Genomic DNA, 23,394 nt, shown 5'->3' with positions numbered 1-23,394 from the left:
GAAGGAGATTTCCGTGGACCAGACTTCCGCCTCGATGCGTCGAAAGGCGCCCCTGAACACTTCGACCGATCTCGGTCAGAACGCACGCAACGACATATCCGGCGCCCTTACCGCCTTGCTCGCCGATGTTTTCACGCTCTACATCAAGACCAAGAATTTTCACTGGCATCTCTCGGGGCCCCATTTCCGCGACTTCCACCTTATGTTGGACGATCATGCGGATCAGTTGATCGGCATCACAGACGCGATCGCCGAGCGCGTCCGGAAGGTCGGTGGCACGACACTGCGGTCTGTCGGCCATATCGCGCGCGTACAGCGACTGCTGGACAACGACGCGGACTTCGTTACCGCCGAGGACATGCTCGCGGAACTCAAGAGCGACAACGAGCAGCTGATCCGGCTAATGAGGCAGGTCCACGAACTGACCTCCGAGCACGGCGACGTCGCAACCACGAGCCTTCTCGAAGGCTGGGTGGATGAAGCCGAAGGCCGCGTGTGGTTCCTGTTCGAATCGAATCGCAAAAGCTAATCGTTCTGGGGTCATGGCTAAAGGAGCGATGTGGCATCGGCCACATCGGCGATGTCTTCCCGGTACTCTACCGTGTCCAAGGCCTTGAGAAGCATGCTTCTCAAGGCACCTCTGCGGTCTGGTCGGGAATGACGGAGAAGGCTGGCTGCGCATCTTAGGGTAAACGTGCCCGCGGCCTGCTTCACGGCTAGATCATGAGCGGTTTGAAGGAGTGCGCGCCCGTCGGCCGGGGAAGTCGGCATCACCAACTCTCCACGCAGCCGCAAGATTTCGGCACCGCACCAGGTGCCTTGCGGTACGATTCGCTCCAGGAGTTCGGCGCTGGCAAGACGGCCTCCGATGACCAGACAGTTTTCGAAAGGCGTTCCCCCCAATCTTGATACCGTCTGCTCGAATGCCGCGGGATCGTTTTCCGCTGTCGCAGCGACGACCTCTTCGTAAGCCTGTCCCCAGGCTTTCCATCTCAGAAGCGAATGCCTCGTCGATGCTTCGCGAAGCATCCCCATCAGTCTCGCCCCAAGAGCTGCGTCGCGCATGCCAAGCGCGGTCGGGCAGGCGGAGGCGGCCAGATAGAGGCATGTCGAAATAGCGTGATCTTTCTCCAGTACTTCGTTCAGAGCCTCATGGAGGGTGGTTTGTGCGGCGGAGTATTGCCCCTGTATCCAGAGTGTTTTGACGATCACACAAAAGGCGCTGATGCGGGTATCGAAATAGCTTGCGCCATTTGGCAGGGATTTCGGGGCTTCCTTCGGCGGCACAAGTGCAATGCGGGCGTGCTCCATGGCATTGTTGAAGTCGCCGATGTAGTGATAGTTGTGGTTCAGGAAATGGCTTCTTGCCTGTGGCGGCATTTCATCGAACTCTTTATCGAAGCGATGAACGAGGTCGAGCGCCTTCTGGTAGTGACCGTTGGCTGTGTGTATAGCCGCTGCCCCCGCTATGGCTCGCATCAAAATGGCGATGTCGCCAGCTCCGGTGGCGAGCTCTAGCACCCTGTCATACTGATCGATAACCTCCCGATTTCGTTCGAAGGTCTTGGAATGGTAAAGCCCTACGCCGTAAAGCATCCGAAGCTTCATTTCGAGGCCCGCATCAGCGAAACCTCTCGCTTTGAATAAGTTCAAGGCCCGTTCGGATACCGCGTATTGTTCTCCAACCAGACCGAACTGGACCCATAGCGTGTCTGAATTCGCCGTGAGGGCAAGGCCAAGGTCCTCGTCCCCGCCCTCGCCGAATGTCCAAAGAAGAGCGGATCGCAATTCATTGACGAGCTCGCCATTGCTGGCGCGCCACGTCACAGGATCGAGCCGATCCCATTCATCGGTGGCCGCGGCAAGGCGCTCAAGGCAATGTCGCGCGTGCGCGAGCCTGCACGACCTGGAAAACTCCGCTTCGGCAAGCTTTTCGCGCGCGTAGTCCCGCGTCGTCAACAGCAGCCTGAAGCTTCCACCGCGGTGGGTGACAACTAGAAGTGACTTGAGGAAAAGGCCGTCAAACGCTTCGTGGAAGGCATCTGGATCCCCCGTCTTCTCCGAAACGGAAAAAGCTGCGTCGGTGGAAAACGTTCCTGCGAAGACCGAGAGTCGCAGCAGTAGTTCCTTCTCCTCGTAGGACAGGGTGGAATAGCTCCAGTCCAGGGTCGCCCTCATCGTCTGCTGGCGAGGCGGCGCGGTCCTTCGGCCACGCCTTAGAAAGGCGACTGGCTCGGCGACCGATGCGTGAAGCGATTGCAAGTCCATGTCAAAGAGGCGGGCCGCAGCGAGTTCGATCGCCAGCGGTATGCCGTCAAGGCTGCGAACTATGTCCGCAATGAGTCGCACATTGTCGCTCCCGGAAAGATCTACGTTGTCTCCGGCGAGAGCTGCCTGCGAGACGAATAGCTCGACCGACGGAAATTTTCGGAAATCTACGCTTTCCTTCGCGTCGACCGGAACATCGAGCGGCGCAACTTGCCTGACCTTCTCCATCGAGGTTCTCAACGGTTCCCGGGTTGTCGCAAGGATTTGGGTTGTCGGAGATTCCCGAAGGATGAGTTCAGCGGCGTTCGCAGCGGCGTCTACGACGCGTTCGCATCCATCGAGAAGCAGCAGAGTGTGCCTTTTCGAAAGTTCGGCGATGATACCAGGGAGGACATCGTCGCCGAAGGCACTCAGTCCAAGCTGTGTGGCGAGGGTCGGCAAAAGAACCTTGCCGTCGGCAAGGGTCGTGAGGTCGATGAACACGACCCGCTTTCTTTCTGCGACGGCGTTCGCGCACGACACGGCGATTGCCGTTTTGCCGATGCCTCCGGGACCGGTCAACGTCAGGAGCCTTGTAGCCTCGAGCAAATGGAGCGTGGATTGGATATACTCGCTTCTGCCTATCAGCCTTCTCGGCATACGCGGCAGGCTGCCAACGAGATGGTAGGCTGAGGTTGACCTCTGGTTCGGGGGCGTTTCGTCACGCGATATCTGCCGAACGCTTCCAGCAAATAAATAGCCTCGGCCGGGTATCGTCTCAATCAAGTGTCGCGCATGGTCCCCGAGTGCCTTCCTGAGAGTTACAAGATGTACTCGAAGCGCACCCTCGTCCACGATGGTCGTAGGCCATACGAGCGCGATCAGCTCGTCCTTGGTCAAAACAACTCCCGCTCTGCTTACAAGGGCAGAAAGAATATCGAACGCCCTGCCTCCTAGGCGCAACGGTAGGCCGTTTTCAGTGAGGCGTCGTTGTTCGATATCCATTTCGTAGTCATCGAATTGAAGGAGCGACATGCCAGATGACCTCGTGGATCAGTCGCTCGGGTCGACAGTTGAAGGGCGGGAGAGATGTAGCCTCACCGCGTTCGCGATGATCAACGAATCCGCGAGCCCTTTTGCCTCATCGAATGCGGCCCAAATGATGATACCGCGGCGATCAACGAGATAAGTTGCAGATAGCTCGGGCGAGGCATCGTTGTGATTAAAACCGTAGAGGCGAGAGACGAGGGCTTTCGGCTCCCAATCCAGCAAGACAAGGTAGGCTCCGTGTCCTGCTTCAAAATGGATCTGCACGCGTTCGGGTTCACCACAAACTATTCCCACGATCGCAACGCCGCACATGCCGAGAGCAGGTGCTATCGCGTCGAGGCACGCGCTCTGTTCGATCCAGCTGTCGTCTGATCCGGAGTAGAAGTGGAGGACGAAAGGCGTGCCGATCAAATCGGCGGATCCAAACATTCCCCTATCGTTGCGGGGCAGGACGAACGCGGGGGCGTGCTGCCCGATCGGCACACTTCGCTCTTGCAAGTCGGCCATTGGCGAGCTGGCCCGGCTCTGTATAACCGAGCCCACAATTCCAGTGTCCGGGAAAATGGCTGCCAGGTTCGTTCTCGTCATGTCTCCCCGTCGCCTCGTACGATGGACGTGGCTCAACAGCCAAACGCCTTCCTAAAATGACGACCTAAGCGGGTGCATAACGTTCCCTCTCTCAAAATGGGAGCCCTAGGACGCAAAGGCTTTCGAACTCGCACGGTAGGCCGTGTCCGACCTTCACCGAAAAAGTGAGTTAACGCATGTGAAATGTTGTTAAGTTTGGCCTTTCTGGGCAATCAACGTGATCCGGATCGCTCTCTGCGAGCGTATGGCGCGGGAACTTCTTCCCAGCAACCGACGTTGCTTAAGAATGATCTGCGGCGCCCATGCCGCGGGCCGAGGAAATTCGCGAAAAGGCATAAAGCTTGACGACATACTCCCTGGTATCGGTAATCGACGATCATCCTAGTGTAAGGGTTGCGATCGACGACCTTCTCAAAAGCAGCGGTTACTCTACGCGAGTTTTTCGCACAGTTGACGGATTTATGAGCTCGTCGGCGTTATGGGAAAGCGATTGCGTTGTCAGTGATATCGAGATGCCGGGCATAAGCGGTGTCGAACTGCTGCGATTTCTCCGCTCGAACAGGATAGACGCTCCGGTTATTGTGATGTCGGCAAGGGCTGCGGGAACAACCTCGACCGAGATGACGGATTCAGGGGCGTTCGCTTTTATTGAGAAGCCGTTTTCTCCAGAGCGCTTTCTGGACTTGGTACATTCGGCGATCCGCCAAAGCCCCGTCAGCGAATGATCGGCTGACGGACGGTTTCGGTCTTTTTCCCACACATCTATGGGCATTGCTGAATTGCAACGTCTATTGTCCCGAGCTAAAACCATCAAAGGCGGCACCGTTATCGGCAGAGGCTATCCGGCGGGAGCCGCATCGGACCAAGGATCGCTCAGTGCAAGAAAAATCGTCATCACAACCTCTAGTTCGTATCGTCGATGACGACAATTCGGTTCGCACAGCTTTATTGGATCTTTTCCAGTCGATCGATCTAAACGCAATCGCGTACGAATCCCCCAGAGCTCTCCTGGACGCTGACAACCTTGATACGCCAGGATGCATAGTGCTCGACGTGCGCTTCTCAGGCGCTAGCGGGCTCGATTTTCAATCCGACCTGCAGAAGGCGGGCAACCGAATGCCTATCATTGTGGTCACGGGCCACGGAGACATTCCGATGACTGTGAGGGCGATGAAAGCGGGGGCAGTGGACTTCCTAACAAAGCCCTTCAGAGAACAGGATCTGATCGACGCAGTCACGGGTGCTATCAAGCGCGACAAAGCTATCAGGTCGCAATCTCAATCTCGTTCTGACGTGGAGAAGCTTCGAGAGAGCCTCACACCGAGAGAAGTCGAGGTGATGCAAGCCATTGTCAACGGATACATGAACAAGCAGATCGCTGGTCAGTTAGGGATAAGCACTGTCACGGTAAAGCTTCACCGATCGAACGTAATGAAGAAAATGCGCTCTCGATCCGTTGCCGACCTCGTGAAGAAGGCAGAAGTTCTCGCACAGGCGCAATCGCTCTCTCAGGAGGAGGGCTAGGCAGCCACGTTTTCGGCGGCATGAGACTGCAGACCGGTCCGTAGGGATAAAGAAGCCGCTAATTGCGAACTGTGATGGTCTGCGACTGTTGTGACGAACGCGGTTGCAGGATCGTGCGACCCGATCGAAGCGCGCTTCTCCAATGCGTACTCACGTATCAACCTGGGCATGAAGTATTTCCCATTGCGCTGCTGGCCAGCTACCAGCGACTTCACGACGAGGCCGTCGAACGCTTCTTCGAAGTCTCGCGGTGTGAACTCGAGCCTATAGCGCTCTCGTGCAATCTCTCGCGTAAAGTCCGTATCGAAAGCGGATAGCAGACCAAGAAGGGACTTCATTTTCCTGTCCAGAAGGTCGTAGCTCCAGTCAAAATTCGCTCGCAGAGTTTGCTGGCGAGGATGGGAGGTGCGATTTCCCCGGCGCAGTGTCCGAATAGGCCGATCCAAGGATATCACCAGATTTTCGAGCCCCAGATCCGCGACACGTGATGCAGCCAGTTCTATTGCGAGAGGATTTCCATCTGTCTTGCGGACGACTTCGGCGGCTAGCTCAATGCTCCGCGGACTTTCGATCGAATATTCTTCCGCCACCATGGATACACGCTCCGCAAACAGTTCGATGCCACTGAACATTGTCACATCGTCGATTTGTTGCGTTGACGGCGGCACGTCCAGTCCAGGCAAATGAAGGACATTTTCGCCGATAATCCCTAGAGGCTCGCGACTTGTTGCAAGTATGACTAGATCCGGCCGCATGTCGGCGACCGTTTCTGCGACAATTGCCGCCCGGTCAATTGAAGAGTCGCATCCGTCGAGAACGAGGAGAACTGACCCTCCAACGAGACTGTCCACGGCTTGCCGAAGGATGTCCGATGTCAGGTTGACTGCCTTAAACGCTTGGGCGATCGGAGTTGAACTCCCAGCTTGATCGGATGTGTCGACGAAAATCACCGAGTCATAGGCATGCTTTAAGCTACCAGCGATTTGTATCGCGACAGATGTTTTGCCGATCCCTCCCTGCCCTACGATGGTGGTGATCCCAGCGCCGATTTCGTCTGCCCATTTCGTGGAAAGTGCGGCCCGCCCTATAAGGCGCGCGCACGTGCTAGGCAGAGTTTCTGCGTGAAGGGTGCGATCAATGGAAAGTGATGGTCGGTAGGTGTCTACTTTGGCGACCGGGGCGGTAAAGGTGTAGCCTCGACCAGCGACATTCTCGATCATGCTGTAAGGATTCCCACCATCGAGCGCCTTGCGGAGCGACACGATGTTGACTCGGAGGGAGCTTTCCTCCACGTGGGTCGCAGGCCAGGCGGCCTCCATCAGTTCCGCCTTGGAAAGGATGTCTCCCGGTCTCGATGTCAGGGCGCCCAATAGATCAAAGGCGCGTGAGCCGAGGCGGACGTCCTCGCCAGACCTTTTGAGGCTCCGGCTTTGGATATCCATTTCGAAGTCGCCAAACCGCAGTATCGTCATAGTCCACCTGCGCTCTATTTTGCGGTCGGTCCAAGCAAAACAGTCGGATCGATCCAGGATATAAACCCGGAGCAATTGCTGTAAGCTTGCCCCATGCAATGGATATACGAGCAGTGGATGGGAACAATTGGACTCTGTGGTGGCCTCACCTATCCCTAGAGACAGGTCACGATGAGGTACAGAGTAAGAAAAGGGGAACGCCTAAGGCACTGAAGGCCTTCCGACCCGATATCTGTCGACGCTTCTCTGGCGGGTGCAGCAATCGGCATACCGGAGTGGAGGCACCTCGGTCACACGCTTTGGCCGCTACACGACCGAGTTCGTCGCCGCGCAAAACGAAAGGCTCACATCTAAGTTGCCGGAACCGCTATTGCGGCGTAGGCGTCAGCACGATGCTCATCATCCGTAGCCGCCAGTCTAAAGGCAACAGTTTCCAGCAAGTCCGCAAAGGATTTTTGATCCATATTGTCTGCGGCATTGACCAGCGCTATCAAACCGTCTGCGATCGCTTCGCGGATTGTCAGGTCCATACTCATGAGTGGCTCCGGTTTCTTATCGACGCTGCGATGCGATCAGCGCACAGACTTCCATTTCTTGTCGACCGTTTCGACGCTCGAGGCTTGCCAAAAGATGCCCACCCCGGGGAGAGAACCGGGATGGGCAGGTCCCAACTAGGTTCCTGATTTGGTCAGGAGCCCATTGTCAGGACAACGCGGAAGCGAGGCTTGCCGTGCATCATCTTGTTGTAAGCTTCGACTGCCCGCTCCAACGGGAACTCTTCGATCATCGCAGAGATGCCAAAAAGCGAACTGAAGCGAAGCGTTGTGTCACCCGTCGCCGGATCCCCGGTGAGCGCGCCCTCGACCGAGCGCTCTTGGAGAAAGAGGTCGCCAGACGCGAGCTCGATGGGCTCTGCTGTCGCTCCGATGACGATTGTCTTGCCACGGGCTTTGAGGCCCTTCACTGAATCCGCCACACCCTTCCCGCCGGAGGCGGTCGCCAGCACCAGGTCCGCGCCACCGAGTCTCTGGAGCGCTTCCGCGACTGACTCAGCGCTGCTGTCGATGTAATGGTGGGCGCCCAGCTTGGTAGCCAGCTCACCGATGGCCGGGCCGCGCCCGATGGCCACGACCTCGAATCCCATGCCACGTGCGTATTGAATAGCAAGGTGGCCAAGGCCACCAATGCCGATAACCGCGACAATGTCGCCAGCCTTAGCGCCAGAGTTTCTCAGAGCGCTGAACGTCGTCAGGCCCGCGCACAGAAGCGGCGCCGCTTCAACATCTGTGAGATCGTCAGGTACAGACATCAAGCCCGATGCCTTCGCTACCATCCATTCGGCATAACCACCGTCGTGGTGGACGCCCGTGAACTCCTGGTTCTTGCAGTTCACGAGATGCCCGGAGCGGCATTCGGAGCAATGTCCGCAGCTGCCCGCCAAGAAGCCTACTCCGACCCTCTGGCCGACGCTCCAGCCCTCGACGCCTTCACCGAGACTTTCGATTTTCCCGACGACCTCGTGGCCCGGGACGCGCGGCCAGCTGATCGGAAAGACGCCTTCAACGGTCGCGGCATCGGAGTGGCAGACCCCACACGCTTCGATCTTGATCCGAACGTGACCGGGGCCGGGTGCCTGCATCGGCTTCCTGGTAAGTTCGAGCTTGCCAGGCGAGACGGCCTGTACGGCAAGGTAGGTCTGTGTTGTGTCGGTCATGGCGCTCTCCGTTGCCTTGTTGCGAAATGCTTCCCGACTTGTCGCAGGCTGCTCGCCCCGGTTCTTGTAAGATCGTGTCGCGGACGCCTGGCGGCCGTCCCAGCAGGCGCCCTAGCTCGCTGAAACGGCCGTATCCTTCATGTCAGCGTGATGTCGGAGAGATCGATGGAGACGACGAGAGGTTCCGCCATTGCCTGACCGTCCGGCTGCCTCGGGTAGATACGGCGGTGCGTCGGAATCTTGATCCCTTGAACATCCGTGTATCCGCTGATGTAGTGTGCTCCCGGAGTGCCGCCGGCGATCTCGACGTCGTAGTCATGCCGCTTGAGCAGACCCGCGTCGTCGAAGTAGATGGTCTGCTCCGCGCTGTGGCTCACGATCTCGGCAGGGAAGGTGATCTTGAGTCGGTGCCATGTTTCGCCGCTCTCGGACCAGTCCGGCAGTTCCTCCGTCAAGACGCCTTCGCGGGCGAGCAGGAACGGCATGTTCAAGTAGGTCCACATGGCGCAGCCAGCGAAGTAGGCGAGCTGCAGTTCGTTCCACGGCGTCTCAAGCGTATGTCCTGCGAATGATGACCGCGGGTCCTTGAGTTCCTCGACGACCTTGCCCTGGGCATTGCTCAGCGTGACCTTGCCGGGTTCGAAGCTCGATACCTTGGCCTCCGGGCCGAACGGCGAGTGCGAGGCCCATTCCCTAACGAGATCAACGGTCACGCTGGTTTCTGATAGGGTCGCGGGCTGTCCCTTGAGGGTCCACAAAGCTCCACCCTGGCTGAGTCGCGCCTTGAGCAAAGAGAACTTCTTCCATTTTTCGAGGCCGCCATGGGCGTCTATGATCTTGCTGACGAGAGCGTTCATTTCATGATCCTTCGAGTTGGGGGGATTAGAGTTTGAGAAAGGTCTTCACGTGCGCCACGAACGTCTCGGGCTCCTGGAAGAGAGCGCCGTGTCCCGCGTCCGGATAGAGAATCAGGGTGGCGTCCGGCATGTTCTTGAACATCGTGTACGCGTTGTCGGAGGGGAACATCGTGTCGTCGCTGCCATGTACGATGAGCGTGGTGGTCGGTATGGACTTGAGCGAAACGTGGTCGGTGTCCGTCCGGGCGCACCATTCGATGATCGCCTTGGCCTGAGGATCGCTCACGGAGTCACCCTTGTCTGGAGCCCGATCATGGGAGCGGGCGAGTGTCCTGTCGACGAACGCCTTCCCCGCTGCTTGGCTCTTTGGGGACGGAGTGAAGAACAAAGGAAGGCGAACGTCAGCAGCATTCTGCTCGAATGCCTTGCCGACCACCTCGAGAAGGTGTTCCTCGCCACCCGCTGGCGCACTCCCTGCGACGATCATCCGTCCGATCGCCACACGCTTGCGAGCAGCCATCACCTGAGCGAGGAAACCTCCGAGAGAAAAGCCCAGAAGATCGACCTCGCCGAGACCCAGTGCCGTTACGAAACCTTCGGCGTAGTCCGCCATCTCCTCCACGCTGTCCGGCGTAGTGCCATCGGAGGCGCCGACGCCAGCGTTGTCGAACACAAAGACCTCGGCGACTTCGGCCAGCGCGTTCACGACTGCCGGATCCCAAGCGTCCATGGTCCCGGTGAAGTGCTGCAGAAGGACCAGCTTCCGTTCGAAGCGATGTCCGATCCGGCGATAGGCAAGCTTTGTTCCTAGTACATCCACATATTCAGTTGTTGCGGTTTCCAGGTTGGTGCTCATGACAAATCCTTTTGTTTTGGGAGTTTCGAGATCGAAGCCTCGAACCCTGCCAAGACAGCAGGATCCGGAGCGTTGGGTGCTATTTCAGCGGGGAGTAGAGAGCGTCTTGTTCGCAAGAAGCAGATTATTTGGCGGGCGTGGGTTTTCCGTACAACTTGCCCGACAGCAGAAGAAAAACCGTCATGACCGCCAGTCCGAGCACGAACACATTCGCCAAAACGAAAGTGACGGGTGCGATGAGCGAGATCGCGGCGTTATCGCCTACGGCGAGAAGGCGGACGGGGGCCGTTGCAATGGAAGTCGCTCCGAAGCTGAAGGCCCAGAACCCCATGACCGCTCCGGCTTCGCGCAGCCAAGAGGAAAGGCGCAAGAGCACGAGGAGCTGGAGAATTCCGTAACCGATCAAGGCGTGCACGAACATGTCGGGAGCTCCTCCGGTGACCGAGATATATGCGACGGCTCCGACCGGGGCTGGAGCGAGCTGAACGCCGAGCGTTGGACGAAGCGCGGGAGGCATCATGGGCCCGGTTAGCAGGCGGTGGAGAAGGACTGACTCGATTGCCAGCCAGGAGAAAATTCCAGCACCGAAGGCAAGTTGACCCCAGTCCTGATACCCGAGCGCAGAGGCGAGAGTCGCGGTCACGAAGCTTCCGGCGACCGTCGGCAGGTAAAGCACCGCCGTCGTGGTCGCGGGATCCCGCTCGCCATGCCAAAGGCCGCCTGTACGCCAGACTGCGAAAATGACGGTAAAGGCGAATCCGATGAGGAAGAGTGTGGCACCGGCCGTGTAGGAATACGGCTCCACAGCCCCGGCGATCAGCATCGTCGCGACGCCGATCAAGCCGACAAAGCAGCATTGGACCGGGTGATTGATCTCCACGACCAGCTTATCCATGGCAAATAGCGCCTTGGCTACGAACAGGATAACCAGGACCGCCCAGACAGCGGCGGCGAGCGCCAGGATCCATTCCGAGATCCCGTTGCCAACATGCCAGTTTTGTTCAGCTGCGCGCCAAGCGTTCCCAAGACCCGCAAGCCCCAAAACCATGCCGAAATAAGCGGCAGGCGTTCTGGCGGCCACACTGGCTATCCAGCTCGTCTTCAGCCCTTCTTGACTGGGTTGAAAACCCGTCGAATCGATTGCCATTTCACACCTCTTGAGTACTTGGAAGATAGCCACCGCCGCCTCAGCCCTCGTGGCCGATAGATCGCGGCAGCATCAGCGAACGCTTCGCTCGAGTTCCTGGAATTCGTCATCGGAAAGCTGGATAAGTGCGGCAGCGACGTTCTGCTCGAGATGGCTGACCTTCGAAGTGCCGGGGATCGGCAGCATGACCGGGCTTCGCTTGAGCATCCATGCCAGCGCGATCTGGCCAGCTGTTGCGGCGTGGCGCTTGGCCAGAGAGTCAAGAACTCCACCTGGACGGGCGAGGTCGCCAGCAGCCAACGGGAACCAGGGAATGAAGCCTATGCCGTTGCGTTCGCAATATTCGAGAACGTCCTCGCTCCCGCGGTCAGCGAGGTTGTAGCGGTTCTGGACGGTGGCGACTTTGAAGTATCGGGACGCGACCTCGATTTCATCGATGGAAACCTCGCTCAGTCCGGCATTGGCGATCACACCCTCGTCAAGCAGCTGGCGAACTGCGGCGAACTGGTCCTGCATGGGGACGCGCGGGTCGATCCGGTGCAACTGCCAGAGTCCGATCTGGGAGACGCCGAGCTTTTTGAGGCTGCCCTTTGCACGCTCGATCAGGTACTCGGGTCGACCATGAGGCATCCACTGGTCCGGACCGGGTCGGCGCAGTCCGGCCTTCGTGGCAATGAGGATGTCGCTGCGGCCCGCTAGGGCTTCGCCGATCAGCTCCTCGGCAACGTCCGGGCCGTAGGAGTCTGCGGTGTCAATGAAATTCACTCCTAGTTCCGCGGCGCGGCGTACCGTCGCCAGTGCTTCGGCGCGGTCAGTCGGAGGACCCCAGATACCGCGTCCCGTGAGACGCATCGATCCGAAGCCGAGCCTGTTTACGACGAAATTGCCGATCTTGAAGGTCCCGGAAAAGCTTGCTGTTGTCTCGGTGCTGTCCATTTTGCGCTCCCTTTCGGCGGATTTTTTTAACGAGGTCGCGACCTATGTTGGCTTGCAGCCGCCCGTCGCTCATCGTGTGGGAGGAAATTACGATGATGCCGCTCGTCGTTATTGTATCATCGTGCACGGTCGACTTTTCTCGCAGGCTCTATCCCTAGAGCTAGGTGGACTGGAGGTTGCCGTCTGATATGGTTGCGCGCATGTTCGCGGTCTCGCGAACTGGATGCCCACGGCTTTGAAGCTCGAAGTCCAAGCCAGTGCGTTCGTCTGTAAAGTCGTTAGCCGCGTTGAAATACGAAGTCCGTTATGCCTTGCAACGTTTTCAATACCGCAAGTCGTTACGACCGTTCCAACGAGGCCATCGGAGCCAAGTGAATTGCTGACGATCGCAATAGTTGAGGACGATGATGGAGTGAGGCTCGCATACGCGGACCTCATGTCGTCGTACGGGTACGAGGTAAAGGCATTTGGCTCTGCCGAAGATTTCATTTCTTCGGATTGTCACGACGAGGTCCAGTGTCTGATTTTGGATCAGCGGCTACCGGGATTGAGCGGCCTGGAGCTCCAGGCTCTTTTGCACAGAAAACGCAGCACGCTCCCAATCGTCTTTGTCACCTCGCACGACGACGATGTGACAAGGATGAAGGCGCTTGAGAACGGTGCAGTGCATTTCCTCAACAAGCCTATCGATGCCGACGAACTGGTGAGGTGCGTCGCCGACGCCCACACTCGAACCCGCGACGGCAGCTAGCCCCTCGACGAAATAGATTGATCATCGGCGCGTCGGTGAATTTCACGGGTGCCCCCCCGCGCGTGTGCCGATCGATGTCGTATCCTCCAGCCGCACTCCCCGTCTCATACGAACCGAATTTTGCAATTATCGCAGCAGCCTACCGTCTATCTTCGCCTGGAAGCCAAAATCGTTCCGCAGGGCCGAAAGGGTAGTACAGATGTTGCTAGAAGCCACCCTCCAGAAATTCATCAAGATTGGTACTCTCACCGTCAAGTTCCCCGACGGCGGTTCTCGCAGTTTCGGAACCGGGCGGGAGCCTCATGCCGCAATGGTAATCCGCACCGAACGCGCCAAGCGCCGGCTGCTTCTCAATCCTGCGCTCGCGCTCGGAGAGCTCTACATGGATGGGGAGATTGAACCCGGACCGCGCGGGCTTTTCCAGACTCTGGATTTCCTCGCTATGAATTCCATGGAGGGCGGCAGCCATCCCATGGACAAGCTGATGGAAAAGATCCGGCGGTTTCGGCGGAAACTTGACCAATTGAATTACGCAGCGCGCTCGAAGAGAAACGTTGCTCACCACTACGATCTCGATGGGCGGCTGTATTCCCTCATGCTGGACGATGACCGCCAGTATTCCTGCGCCTATTTTCCGGATGGCGACGAAACGCTCGAGGAGGCACAGCTGAAGAAGAAGATGCATATCGCTTCCAAGCTTAGGCTCGACCGCCCCGGACTCGAGGTTCTGGATATCGGATGCGGCTGGGGAGGGATGGCTCTTTACCTCGCCAGCGAGTTCGGTGCGCGGGTAACTGGCCTGACCCTATCCGAAGAGCAGCTCAAAGAGGCGCGGGTCCGGGCCAAGGAGGCACAGCTTGAACACATGGTCAATTTCGAGCTCATAGACTACCGTCACTGGACCCGGCAGGTCGATCGCGTTGTGTCCGTTGGCATGTTCGAGCATGTGGGTGTCAACCACTTCCAGACCTATTTCGACAAGATCAAGTCAATCCTGAGGGACGACGGTGTGGCGCTAATCCATGCCATCGGCCGCGCGGATGGACCGGGTAGCACCAATCCGTGGATCGCCAAGTACATTTTTCCGGGCGGATATTCTCCTGCCATCTCAGAGGTCATGTCCGTCGTTGAGAAATCAGGCCTCTGGGCCACGGACATCGAGGTACTCCGCCTTCACTACGCCAGGACGCTTGAGCAGTGGCATCATCGCTTTGCCGACAACAGGGGTAAACTCGCCAAGCTTTACGACGAGCGCTTCTGCCGGATGTTCGAATTCTACCTCATCGGGTCCGAGCTGGCATTCCGCCGGATGGGGCATATGAACTGGCAGCTCCAGTTGACAAAGAACGTCTCGGCCCTTCCGCTCGCCCGTGACTACATGCTCGAAGCGGAGCGGAACTCGGCGGCGAAGAGCAGCATGGCGGAGGGCCTGACGGCCGTCGGCTGGGACCGTCAGTGGGAAATGTCTTGAAAGCTTCGATGCATCCCAATTCCCAGTGATCCCCGCAGACAGTTCGCATACATAACTTGAACTTAGACTGTGACAGTAGGTCGGGGCGAAGAGCAGGCTCGTTAATATGCTTGACTGCTTGTTCATCAAGGGCTCGTCGGATGTCAGGGTGACAGGATGTTACAATCCCGGAGCGACCTGCGACACCATTCTGGTTCCTGTATCCTCGGTAAGCCCTCGACGTCGCATCGGATCGCTGGCCGATCGGTGGGTACTGGTTCCAGAAATTGGTCAACACGCCCACGCGATCGAAAAGTGATCGCCGCCGGGCAAACCGCCCTAAAGGAAATTTCCATGACGGACAAAGTCATTCCGCTCGCATATCGCGACCCGCAGAACCCGGCACTCCCCAAAACCGACGTCGAGATCGATATCCCGCGAACCGCGCTGGTGATCACCGACCCGCAGATCGACTTCCTCAGCCCCAAGGGCGCGGGTTGGGGGGCTTTCGGCGAAAGCATCACCGAACACAATACGGTCGAGAACATCGGCAAGCTCTTCGAGGCGTCGAAGAAGGCAGGCATCGAGGTGGTGATTTCGCCCCACTACTACTACCCGTTCGATCATCGCTGGGACTTCGCGGCCACGGGCGAGACCCTGATGCACAAGCTCCGGATGTTCGACCGCCGTGACCCGCTGTCGCTCGAAGGCTTCGAGAATTCGGGCGCGGACTGGATGCCCGAGTACAAGCAGTACATCGAAGACGGCAAGACAATCGTGTGCTCGCCCCACAAGATCGCAGGTCCTCAGACCAACGACGTGGTCTTTCAGCTGCGCAAGAAGCGTATCGACAAGGTGATCCTGGCAGGAATGGCCGCGAACTTCTGCGTTGAATCTCACCTCCGTGACTTTGTGGAGAAGGGCTTCGAAGTCGCCGTGGTTCGCGATGCGACGGCCGGAAGCAAGCTGCCCGAAGGCGACGCCTATCTCGCTGCTCTCGTGAACTTCCGCTGGTTCGCCAACGCGCTGTGGACCACCGAGGAAGCCGCCGATAGGCTTGTACAGGCCGCGGCGTCTCGCTCGGTATCGCTTGCCAGCTGAGGTCATTCCCAGGCGGTGAGATAGCAGACGGCGGCAGGTGTTCACTTGCCGCCGCTTTAGTTTTTGTCGCCGGGATCAGCCCGCGGGCGGGCGGCTGTTTCATGCCAGCTACGACGCTAGCCCTTGTCTGGTGGAGTCGACGGTCTGTCCGGGATAGTCGCGCTGTCTGACAGGTAGTGCTTCTTAATCTCCTCATCTGCGCGCGCAGCTTTTCCGCGCTCCCCATTCAGGCTTCGACCTTTGGCATACCTGACTTCAAAAAGGTGAAATTCGATAGAGGCGAGCGCAGCAAGATTTACAGACAAACGTCAGGGTTGAACGATTTCCCGAGTGCGCCTATGTGAGTGATAGCGCCTTCGACTTGATAAGAGCTTCAATTGCGTGGTCCTTCGCATAACTCCAAGCTTCCCTTCCCCTTGACCTTCCGGGGTGTGACATATCTGAGTTTTCGCCAACTCATGGGGTCTATTGATCCTCCGACACCTGTGAAAGCGGTCACCCTCGCAGGTCGCCTGCGCCGCTTCTTCGACGGCGGCGGCATCGTTACGGATCTCGTGCTGAATGAGCTTCTGTACCTCAACGCCAAGCAGTTCCAGAACAAGTATGGCAAGCGCGTCACCTGGATAGAAACCGACGAGGGAACGATGTCGGCGGAGGAACTCTACGCCGAATATGCCTCTGGCGACGACGTTTCTCCTTACCCAGTCTTCCGCACGCGGCTGAGGTCGCTCGAAAAGCGATCCACTCCTATCACGCGAGTACTGATCGCCAAAGCGGTGTCCGCCAGCCAGGCCGACTGGATTACCGATCACGGCGGCGGCCGCCGACGGAAATTCGTTTATGACGGTGACCTCTACCCGGATCAGCGCGGCGAATACTCGGCACTGACATCCTTCCTCAAAGCGATCGGGCGCTACGGTGAGCGAGAAATCATGCATGCAAGGTGGAAGGCACAATGGGCGATCGACGACATGCTGTCCGAACCGCCTATGTCAGACGGCGCACCTGGCTACATCTACAAAATCACGGACAACACGACGGGTAAGATCTATGTCGGTTTGACCGTCAACAAGCCCGAGATCCGTTGGGGCCAGCATCTCATGATGGCCGCCAGGGGCGGAGGAAGTTTACTTCACCAAGCCATTCGCACCAACGGTTCCCAGAATTTCACGATAGGCACCCTCGAGGTTGTCGAGGGCGGTGAAGGCAAGCTCGCTGAGCGAGAAATCGAATGGATGAATGATCTCGACACTCTGTACCCCAAGGGATTGAACACTAGGGCCGGGGGGCAGATCGGCTCCTACGACGGAAGAATGGTCGATTGGGGTGGGAGGAAGTTCAGATCGATCGCGTCGATGCGCCGTGTCATAGCTCGGGAGACAGGGCTTCCGGAGCACGTCGTCGAGAGCCGTTTTAGGCAGGACAAGCCGCTGCCCGTTAAGGCCAGAAAGCACAGCAAACACCCCGACGCCGGGTCGGCCCTTTTCCGTCAGTACCTCGGAATTCTCAAAAGGGCACGAGATCGCGGCGACACAGTCGATGTCGAATGGCAGGACTACGATCGCTTCAAGGCTGATGTCAGTGGCAAACCTGGAGCCGGACGGCTCACGCGGCTCGACGAGCGGCAGCCATGGGGGCCGACCAACTGGACCTGGATGGAGCAAAAGGCGATAGTGAGACGGAGTAGCGGGAAGCCGATTAAGGCGTTTGAGAGGGTCTGGCCTACCCTGGAAGATGCCTTGGCGGAATTCAACATTGGCTCCAGCGCCTATCATCTGCGTCTCAAGGCTGGGATGTCGGTAGAGGACGCCTTGTCCAAACCGATCGGGCCAACTTCAAAGAAGGCTTTCACGTTTGAGGGCGAAACCTGGCCAAGCAGGAACCGGGCGTGCGTCGATCTCGCGGCCAGGCACGGAATAACCGCCGACAAGGTCAAGGACCGCCTCATACGTGGAATTCCGTTATCGCGCTGGAAGCAGATGGACGGAAAGGGCTGAAGGCTCGCGCTGCAAGCCCGGGCTAGTGACTATTGTTAGCTTGAAAATTCGGTTACCGTCTGGAATCGGAGCCGACCTCGTTTAAACTCGTCATCACGGCGTTTCCACTGCGATGACGAATTGATTTTTACCCTCAGAGCCTACCAGCCCTGGCGCCTATTCCGTGGCCCTATCTACGGCGAATCCGAGAGCCCGCGCGATGCCTGCGCCATATTGCGGGTCGGCTTTGGTGCAGTTGACCACATGGCGTTCCCGAACCTTCACGGAAGTGCCCGCCATCGCCCGCGCCGTGTTGTCGAACAGAACACGCTTCTGGTCGTCGGACATTGAACGGAAAAGGTTGCCCGGCTGCTCGTAATGGTCTTCGTCGATCCGGTGATCCCAGTGCGTGGCGGCACCTTCGAGGGCAAGCGGCGGCTCGCGGAAGTCAGGCTGTTCAGCCCATTGGCCCGCCGAGTTGGGAACGTAGGAGGTCGTCGCGCCGTGATTGCCGTCGATCCGCATCGCGCCATCGCGATGATAAGAATGGAACGGACATTTAGGAGCATTGACGGGAATCTGGTGATGGTTCACGCCGAGACGGTAACGGGCGGCATCACCGTAGGAGAACAGGCGGGCCTGCAGCATCTTGTCCGGCGAGAACCCGATTCCCGGCACGATGTTGGCAGGGGTGAAAGAAGCCTGCTCGACCTCGGCAAAGAAGTTTTCGGGATTGCGGTTGAGCGCGAAATATCCAACCTCGTGCAGCGGGTAGTCCGCGTGCGGCCAGACTTTGGTAAGGTCAAACGGGTTGTGCCGATGCGTCGCGGCCGCTTCCTCCGTCATAACCTGTATGTACATCTTCCAACGCGGGAATTCACCGCGCTCGATGCTCTCGAAAAGATCGCGCTGATGGCTTTCCCGATCGGCACCGATCAAGGATGTCGCTTGCTCGTCCGACAGATTCTCGATGGATTGCTGGGTCTTGAAGGTGAACTTCACCCATGTGCGCTCGTTCATCGCGTTGATGAAGCTGTAGGTGTGCGAGCCGAAGCCGTGCATGTGCCGGAAGCTCTTGGGGATGCCGCGCTCGGACATGACGATCGTAACCTGGTGGAGCGCCTCCGGAAGGAGCGTCCAGAAATCCCAGTTGTTCTCGGCGCTACGCATCCCCGTGCGAGGATCACGCTTCACCGCGTGGTTGAGGTCGGGGAAACGGAGAGGGTCGCGGAAAAAGAAGACGGGCGTATTGTTGCCGACAAGGTCCCAGTTGCCCTGTTCCGTGTAAAACTTCATCGCGAACCCGCGGATATCGCGTTCTGCATCGGCCGCACCGCGTTCGCCAGCGACCGTCGAGAACCTCACGAACATCGGCGTCTGCTTGCCGATCTCGGCGAAAATTGCCGCCTTGCTATATCGGCTTATGTCATGCGTGACGGTGAAAGTTCCGTAGGCCCCGGCACCCTTAGCATGCATCCGGCGTTCCGGGATGACCTCGCGGTCGAAATGGGCGAGCTTCTCGATCAGCCAGACGTCCTGCATCAGGGCCGGGCCGCGACGACCTGCCGTCTCGATGTTGAAGTTGTCGACTACGGGAGCGCCGGCGGCGGTCGTCAGGCTTTTTTCTGTCATGGTTCTCTCCAAGGACTTGCGAAAATGGGCTGTAGGATCCGGATGACCGTAGCTATCGGCTGAGCATCCGGCGCTAAAGGATGGTTTAGGAGGATGAAAAACGGGGCGTTCTTGTACATCTCGTCACTTCGCGAGTCGTGAACGGCCGATTCAAAGCCAGCCGCTCTTCCTGAAGCGTCCATAGAGTACGGTGCACATCGCCGCGATAACGCCAAGCACCACGTAGTAGCCGTATTCGGTCTTCAGCTCCGGCATGTTGCTGAAGTTCATGCCGTAGATACCCGCGATTGCCGTCGGCACAGCTAGGATGGCCGCCCAGGCAGCCAACTGGCGGGTAATCGCGCGCTGCCGCTGCTGTTCGAGGAGACTCGACGCCTCGAAAACGGAGGTCATAATCTGTCGTAGCCCGCCCACTAGGCTCTCCACCCTTCGAACGTGATCATGGACATCGCCGAAGAACGGTCGTGCGTTGACGTTGACGCATGGCAGGTCCAGGTGGGTCAGCTTTCCGACCACCTCGCCCATCGGACCAAGAACTCGCTGGAATTTCAACACCTGCCGTCTCATACGGAAAATCCGCCTGATCTGTTCGGGGTCGAGAAATGACGAAAGTATGTGCTTCTCGAGTTCGAGGACGCGATCCTCGATCGTCTCGACCATCGGGAGGTAGCCGTCGACGACGAAATCCACGATCCCATGCAGAACGTAATCGGGGCCATGGGCGAGAAGCTGCGGAGACCGTTCAAGTTGCTCTCTCAGCGACCGATGTGATCGCGACGTCCCGTGGCGAACCGAGACAAGATGGCTCTTCCCGACGAAAACGAATATCTCGCCGTAGGCGATCCGGTCACCCTCGAGGTGGGCCGTCTTGACCACGACGAACAGCTGGTCGCCATAGACATCGATCTTCGGGACCTGCTTTCCGGCCAGTGCGTCCTCGACGGCCAGGGGATGAAGGCCGAACATAACCTTGAGGGTTTCCAGTTCTCGTTCTGTCGGTGATGACAATCCGATCCAGGCGAATTCGTTCTGCCCGGCCTCGAAGGGCTTAGTGGTGAGCGGCATTTCTTCCGCACGAGTGCCGTCACGGTAAAGATAGGAGGCTACGACGGTCATGGCTGTCCTCGGGGCGTTGGCTTGTCCGCTCGCGCAAAGCCATCGCGACAACGAAACGGAATAGCGATGCCGGGCTTTGACGAAGATCACATCCCAGATCGTTAGATGAGGACGGCAAAGCGGTCTTTTACGATTGTGGCGTCGATCATGGGCACCACGTCGCCATCCACTTCATCTGTCCGGAACTGTTTCATACAAGACCATCCGATTGCGATGGCTCATGGCTTGCCTGGACACCCGGCAGGCATTCCGCCGCTGCCTGTGGCTGCGATCCCGGCCGCATTTGGAGAAATGGATATGTTCGGTTTGACGGCGCTCGAGCTGGCGAGAATACAGTTCGGGTTCACGGTATCCTTCCACATCGTATTCCCGGCCATCACCATCGGTCTCGCCAGCTATCTTGTTGTGCTTGAGGGATTATGGCTGCTGAAGAAGGAAGAGGTCTACCGCGATCTCTATCGCTTCTGGTCCACGATCTTTGCTGTCAACTTCGCGATGGGCGTCGTGTCCGGCCTGGTGATGGCATATGAATTCGGTACGAACTGGAGCTTTTTCTCGGCTTTCGCCGGACCGATTACCGGGCCGCTTCTTGCGTATGAGGTGCTTACTGCCTTTTTCCTAGAGGCGGGTTTCCTCGGGGTTGCTCTTTTCGGATGGAACAAGGTCGGCCCTGGTCTGCACTACTTTGCCACGACAATGGTTGCTCTCGGCACGTTGATCTCCGCAACCTGGATTTTGGCATCCAACAGCTGGATGCAGACGCAAGGCTTTGAGATCGTCGATGGGCGAGTGGTTCCGGTCGATTGGCTCAAAGTTATCTTCAATCCGTCTTTTCCCTATCGCCTTGCCCACATGACCATCGCCGCTTTTCTCAGCACGGCCCTGTTCGTGGGAGCCGCCGGAGCGTGGCATCTTCTACGGGGGAACGACAATCCGCGCGTAAGGAAGATGTACTCGATGGCGATGTGGATGGTGCTGATCGCCGCGCCGATCCAGATCGTCGTCGGTGACGCTCATGGTCTGAACACCCTGGAACACCAGCCTGCGAAGATCGCCGCGATGGAAGGACACTGGCGCAACGAACCGGGGGCGGGGGTGCCGCTCATCCTTTTCGGAATACCGGACATGGAGAAGGAGGAGACGAAATATGCTGTCGAAATTCCCCGTCTCGGCAGCTTGGTCCTCACCCACAGTCTGGATGGCCAATTCAAGGGCCTGTCTGAATTCGACGCGAGAGACAGACCGAACTCGCTGGTACTTTTCTGGTCGTTTCGCATTATGGTCGGCCTCGGCATGTTGATGCTTCTTTTGGGCGTCGTCGGCCTGGCTCTGAGGTCGAAGCGACGCTTGTTCTCCCAGCGACTGTTCCTCTGTTTTGCCACCTTCATGGGCCCGTCGGGGCTTATCGCGCTATTGGCGGGCTGGTACACGACCGAGATCGGTCGGCAGCCATGGGTCGTCTACGGGGTGATGCGTACCGAGCACGCTGTCTCGAACCACTCGGCGCTGGCGCTTTCGGCGACCCTTGTCGTGTTTGTGGTCGTCTACTTCACGGTGTTCGGCCTCGGGATCAGCTACATGCTCAAGCTGGTGGGCAAGGGCCCGGCGGAGGGGCAACATCACGACGGGACCCGCGTAGGCAAAACGATGCGCCCGGCTAGACCGCTCTCCGCCGCGCCCGACGACGTCGACCCCATCCCTCGCTGAAAGGAAAATCAACATGGGTATCGATCTTCCGCTTATCTGGGCGGTCATCATCGGCGTCGGCCTCATGATGTATGTCGTCATGGACGGCTTCGACCTCGGCATCGGCATACTTTTCCCGTTCGTGCGTGACCGCGAGGAACGCGATACGATGGTCAACAGCGTCGCCCCCGTGTGGGATGGCAACGAGACCTGGCTCGTCCTGGGTGGCGCGGCTATGCTGGCAGCGTTTCCGGTCGCCTACTCGGTCATCCTGAGCGCTCTCTACCTGCCGCTGATCTTTATGCTTGTCGGCTTGATTTGGCGCGGCGTCGCATTCGAATTCCGCTTCAAGGCGGACGAAGGCCACAAGGCGTTCTGGGACAAGGCCTTTGCCTGGGGATCGTATATCGCGACCTTCTGTCAGGGGACCGCACTCGGAGCGTTCATCAACGGCTTCGAAGTTGAAAACGGGGCTTACTCCGGCGGCCTGTTCGACTGGCTTACCCCGTTCAGCGTGTTCACCGGACTGGGTCTTCTCGCCGCCTACGCACTTCTTGGCGCGACGTGGCTGGTCATGAAAACGGAAGGGAACCTGCAGGCCGACATGAGGAGGATTGGCAAGCCGATCGTTTTCGCCCTCTTTTTCGTCATCGTCGTGGTAAGCCTATGGACGCCCCTGGCCCACGACGCGATCGCGGAGCGCTGGTTCGCGCTGCCCAACCTGGTCTGCTTTGCCCCTGTTCCCATCCTGGTCCTGCTTTCGACAATCGCGCTTTCCAGAACCCTTGCAAGCGGGAGCCATGCCCTTCCGTTCGTGCTGACCCTGACGCTGCTTTTCCTCGGCTACACGGGATTGGCGATCAGCATGTGGCCGAACATCGTGCCGCCGGGCATCTCGATCTGGGATGCCGCATCGCCGCCGCAGAGCCTCGGGTTCGCCCTGGTCGGAGCGCTGTTCATCATCCCGTTCATTTTCGCCTACACCACATGGTCCTATTACGTTTTCCGCGGGAAGGTGAAGACCGGGGAGGGATACCATTGACGAAAAGGGTTTGCGGACCGCTGTCGTTTTTGAGCCGCCTTGGCTGGCTAGTGGCGATCTGGTCCGCGAGCGTCAGTGCTCTCGGTGTCGTCGCGCTCGCCTTCAGGTGGTTTATGTCGCTCGCAGGAATGACCCCGTGATCCGCCCTTTCGCAAGGCGAAACGCCAAAAAGCGACTTGCTTGGAGTATTTTCATTCCGAATGCGAAAAAGCGCGGTTCCCAATGGCAATCATCGGTGCCAAAACAGAT

At 58.3% G+C, this 23,394-nt stretch carries 21 protein-coding genes; 10 read left to right on the top strand and 11 right to left on the bottom strand.

Annotated features, from left to right (window positions below):
- Positions 1-13: 13 nt before the first annotated feature.
- A complete protein-coding gene (locus AC1DIJ_RS00130; protein ID WP_112388993.1) occupies positions 14-529 on the top strand; it encodes a Dps family protein in 516 nt (171 codons plus the stop codon).
- 17 nt (positions 530-546) lie between these two features.
- On the opposite strand, the gene AC1DIJ_RS00125 is transcribed toward AC1DIJ_RS00130, so the two are convergent.
- Both AC1DIJ_RS00125 and AC1DIJ_RS00120 read right to left on the bottom strand, forming a co-directional pair.
- Positions 547-3,252, bottom strand: a complete 2,706-nt coding sequence (locus AC1DIJ_RS00125) for an ATP-binding protein (RefSeq protein ID WP_477831181.1) — start codon at positions 3,250-3,252, stop codon at positions 547-549.
- Between the two features lie 48 nt (positions 3,253-3,300).
- On the bottom strand, positions 3,301-3,885 hold the full coding sequence (locus AC1DIJ_RS00120) for a redoxin domain-containing protein (protein ID WP_112388318.1): 585 nt from the start codon (positions 3,883-3,885) through the stop codon (positions 3,301-3,303).
- A 341-nt stretch (positions 3,886-4,226) separates the two neighbouring features.
- On the opposite strand from AC1DIJ_RS00120, the gene AC1DIJ_RS00115 reads away from it, so the two are divergent.
- Together AC1DIJ_RS00115 and AC1DIJ_RS00110 are read left to right on the top strand one after the other, a co-directional pair.
- Complete coding sequence (locus tag AC1DIJ_RS00115) at positions 4,227-4,610, top strand: response regulator (RefSeq protein WP_112388317.1); 384 nt, start codon at positions 4,227-4,229, stop codon at positions 4,608-4,610.
- A 151-nt stretch (positions 4,611-4,761) separates the two neighbouring features.
- The gene (locus AC1DIJ_RS00110; RefSeq protein ID WP_112388316.1) at positions 4,762-5,409 is read left to right on the top strand and encodes a response regulator transcription factor; all 648 of its coding nucleotides are present in this window, start codon (positions 4,762-4,764) and stop codon (positions 5,407-5,409) included.
- On the opposite strand, the gene AC1DIJ_RS00105 is transcribed toward AC1DIJ_RS00110, so the two are convergent.
- From AC1DIJ_RS00105 to AC1DIJ_RS00075, 7 genes are all read right to left on the bottom strand, one after another.
- Entirely contained in the window at positions 5,406-6,881 is a 1,476-nt protein-coding gene (locus tag AC1DIJ_RS00105; protein ID WP_112388315.1) for a helix-turn-helix transcriptional regulator, read from the bottom strand. The genes AC1DIJ_RS00110 and AC1DIJ_RS00105 overlap by 4 nt on opposite strands.
- A 350-nt stretch (positions 6,882-7,231) precedes the next feature.
- Positions 7,232-7,417, bottom strand: a complete 186-nt coding sequence (locus AC1DIJ_RS00100) for a hypothetical protein (protein WP_112388314.1) — start codon at positions 7,415-7,417, stop codon at positions 7,232-7,234.
- Between the two features lie 152 nt (positions 7,418-7,569).
- Positions 7,570-8,595 (bottom strand): alcohol dehydrogenase catalytic domain-containing protein, encoded by a 1,026-nt coding sequence (locus AC1DIJ_RS00095; RefSeq protein ID WP_112388313.1) that lies wholly within the window; start codon positions 8,593-8,595, stop codon positions 7,570-7,572.
- A gap of 137 nt (positions 8,596-8,732) precedes the next feature.
- Positions 8,733-9,452: a hypothetical protein gene (locus AC1DIJ_RS00090; RefSeq protein ID WP_112388312.1), complete on the bottom strand. Its 720-nt coding sequence runs from the start codon at positions 9,450-9,452 to the stop codon at positions 8,733-8,735.
- Between the two features lie 25 nt (positions 9,453-9,477).
- Positions 9,478-10,308, bottom strand: coding sequence for an alpha/beta fold hydrolase (locus tag AC1DIJ_RS00085; RefSeq protein ID WP_112388311.1), 831 nt, complete (start codon positions 10,306-10,308; stop codon positions 9,478-9,480).
- Positions 10,309-10,432: 124 nt separating this feature from the next.
- Positions 10,433-11,455: a dicarboxylate transporter/tellurite-resistance protein TehA gene (tehA, locus tag AC1DIJ_RS00080; RefSeq protein WP_112388310.1), complete on the bottom strand. Its 1,023-nt coding sequence runs from the start codon at positions 11,453-11,455 to the stop codon at positions 10,433-10,435.
- A 72-nt stretch (positions 11,456-11,527) separates the two neighbouring features.
- Positions 11,528-12,391: an aldo/keto reductase gene (locus AC1DIJ_RS00075; protein WP_112388309.1), complete on the bottom strand. Its 864-nt coding sequence runs from the start codon at positions 12,389-12,391 to the stop codon at positions 11,528-11,530.
- Positions 12,392-12,767: 376 nt separating this feature from the next.
- On the opposite strand from AC1DIJ_RS00075, the gene AC1DIJ_RS00070 reads away from it, so the two are divergent.
- The 4 genes from AC1DIJ_RS00070 (at position 12,768) to AC1DIJ_RS00055 (ending at position 17,690) form a co-directional block, all read left to right on the top strand.
- Positions 12,768-13,142 (top strand): response regulator transcription factor, encoded by a 375-nt coding sequence (locus tag AC1DIJ_RS00070; protein ID WP_477831147.1) that lies wholly within the window; start codon positions 12,768-12,770, stop codon positions 13,140-13,142.
- A gap of 64 nt (positions 13,143-13,206) precedes the next feature.
- Positions 13,207-14,613 carry a class I SAM-dependent methyltransferase gene (locus tag AC1DIJ_RS00065; protein ID WP_477831146.1) on the top strand — a complete coding sequence of 469 codons (1,407 nt, stop codon included), beginning with the start codon at positions 13,207-13,209 and terminating at the stop codon, positions 14,611-14,613.
- 333 nt (positions 14,614-14,946) lie between these two features.
- Positions 14,947-15,693, top strand: a complete 747-nt coding sequence (locus AC1DIJ_RS00060; RefSeq protein WP_112388306.1) for a cysteine hydrolase family protein — start codon at positions 14,947-14,949, stop codon at positions 15,691-15,693.
- A 377-nt stretch (positions 15,694-16,070) separates the two neighbouring features.
- Positions 16,071-17,690 carry a GIY-YIG nuclease family protein gene (locus AC1DIJ_RS00055; protein WP_162705986.1) on the top strand — a complete coding sequence of 540 codons (1,620 nt, stop codon included), beginning with the start codon at positions 16,071-16,073 and terminating at the stop codon, positions 17,688-17,690.
- 156 nt (positions 17,691-17,846) lie between these two features.
- Here the strand turns inward: AC1DIJ_RS00055 and AC1DIJ_RS00050 are convergent, their stop codons facing one another.
- Both AC1DIJ_RS00050 and AC1DIJ_RS00045 read right to left on the bottom strand, forming a co-directional pair.
- Positions 17,847-19,301, bottom strand: coding sequence for a catalase (locus AC1DIJ_RS00050; RefSeq protein ID WP_112388304.1), 1,455 nt, complete (start codon positions 19,299-19,301; stop codon positions 17,847-17,849).
- A 150-nt stretch (positions 19,302-19,451) separates the two neighbouring features.
- Positions 19,452-20,417 (bottom strand): magnesium and cobalt transport protein CorA, encoded by a 966-nt coding sequence (locus tag AC1DIJ_RS00045; protein ID WP_112388303.1) that lies wholly within the window; start codon positions 20,415-20,417, stop codon positions 19,452-19,454.
- A 297-nt stretch (positions 20,418-20,714) separates the two neighbouring features.
- Here AC1DIJ_RS00045 and AC1DIJ_RS00040 point away from each other — a divergent pair, with 297 nt between their 5' ends.
- From AC1DIJ_RS00040 to AC1DIJ_RS00030, 3 genes are read left to right on the top strand one after another with little or no spacing between them, the layout of a single operon-like run.
- Complete coding sequence (locus AC1DIJ_RS00040) at positions 20,715-22,124, top strand: cytochrome ubiquinol oxidase subunit I (protein WP_112388302.1); 1,410 nt, start codon at positions 20,715-20,717, stop codon at positions 22,122-22,124.
- A 13-nt stretch (positions 22,125-22,137) separates the two neighbouring features.
- Positions 22,138-23,145, top strand: a complete 1,008-nt coding sequence (gene cydB, locus AC1DIJ_RS00035; RefSeq protein ID WP_112388301.1) for a cytochrome d ubiquinol oxidase subunit II — start codon at positions 22,138-22,140, stop codon at positions 23,143-23,145.
- Complete coding sequence (locus AC1DIJ_RS00030; RefSeq protein ID WP_112388300.1) at positions 23,091-23,285, top strand: DUF2474 domain-containing protein; 195 nt, start codon at positions 23,091-23,093, stop codon at positions 23,283-23,285. The genes cydB and AC1DIJ_RS00030 overlap by 55 nt, the downstream gene beginning before the upstream one ends.
- The last annotated feature ends 109 nt before the right edge of the window (positions 23,286-23,394 follow it).

It is taken from the genome of Rhizobium sp. 10N427 (assembly GCF_056394605.1).
This window is presented reverse-complemented; position numbering and strand designations above follow the sequence as displayed.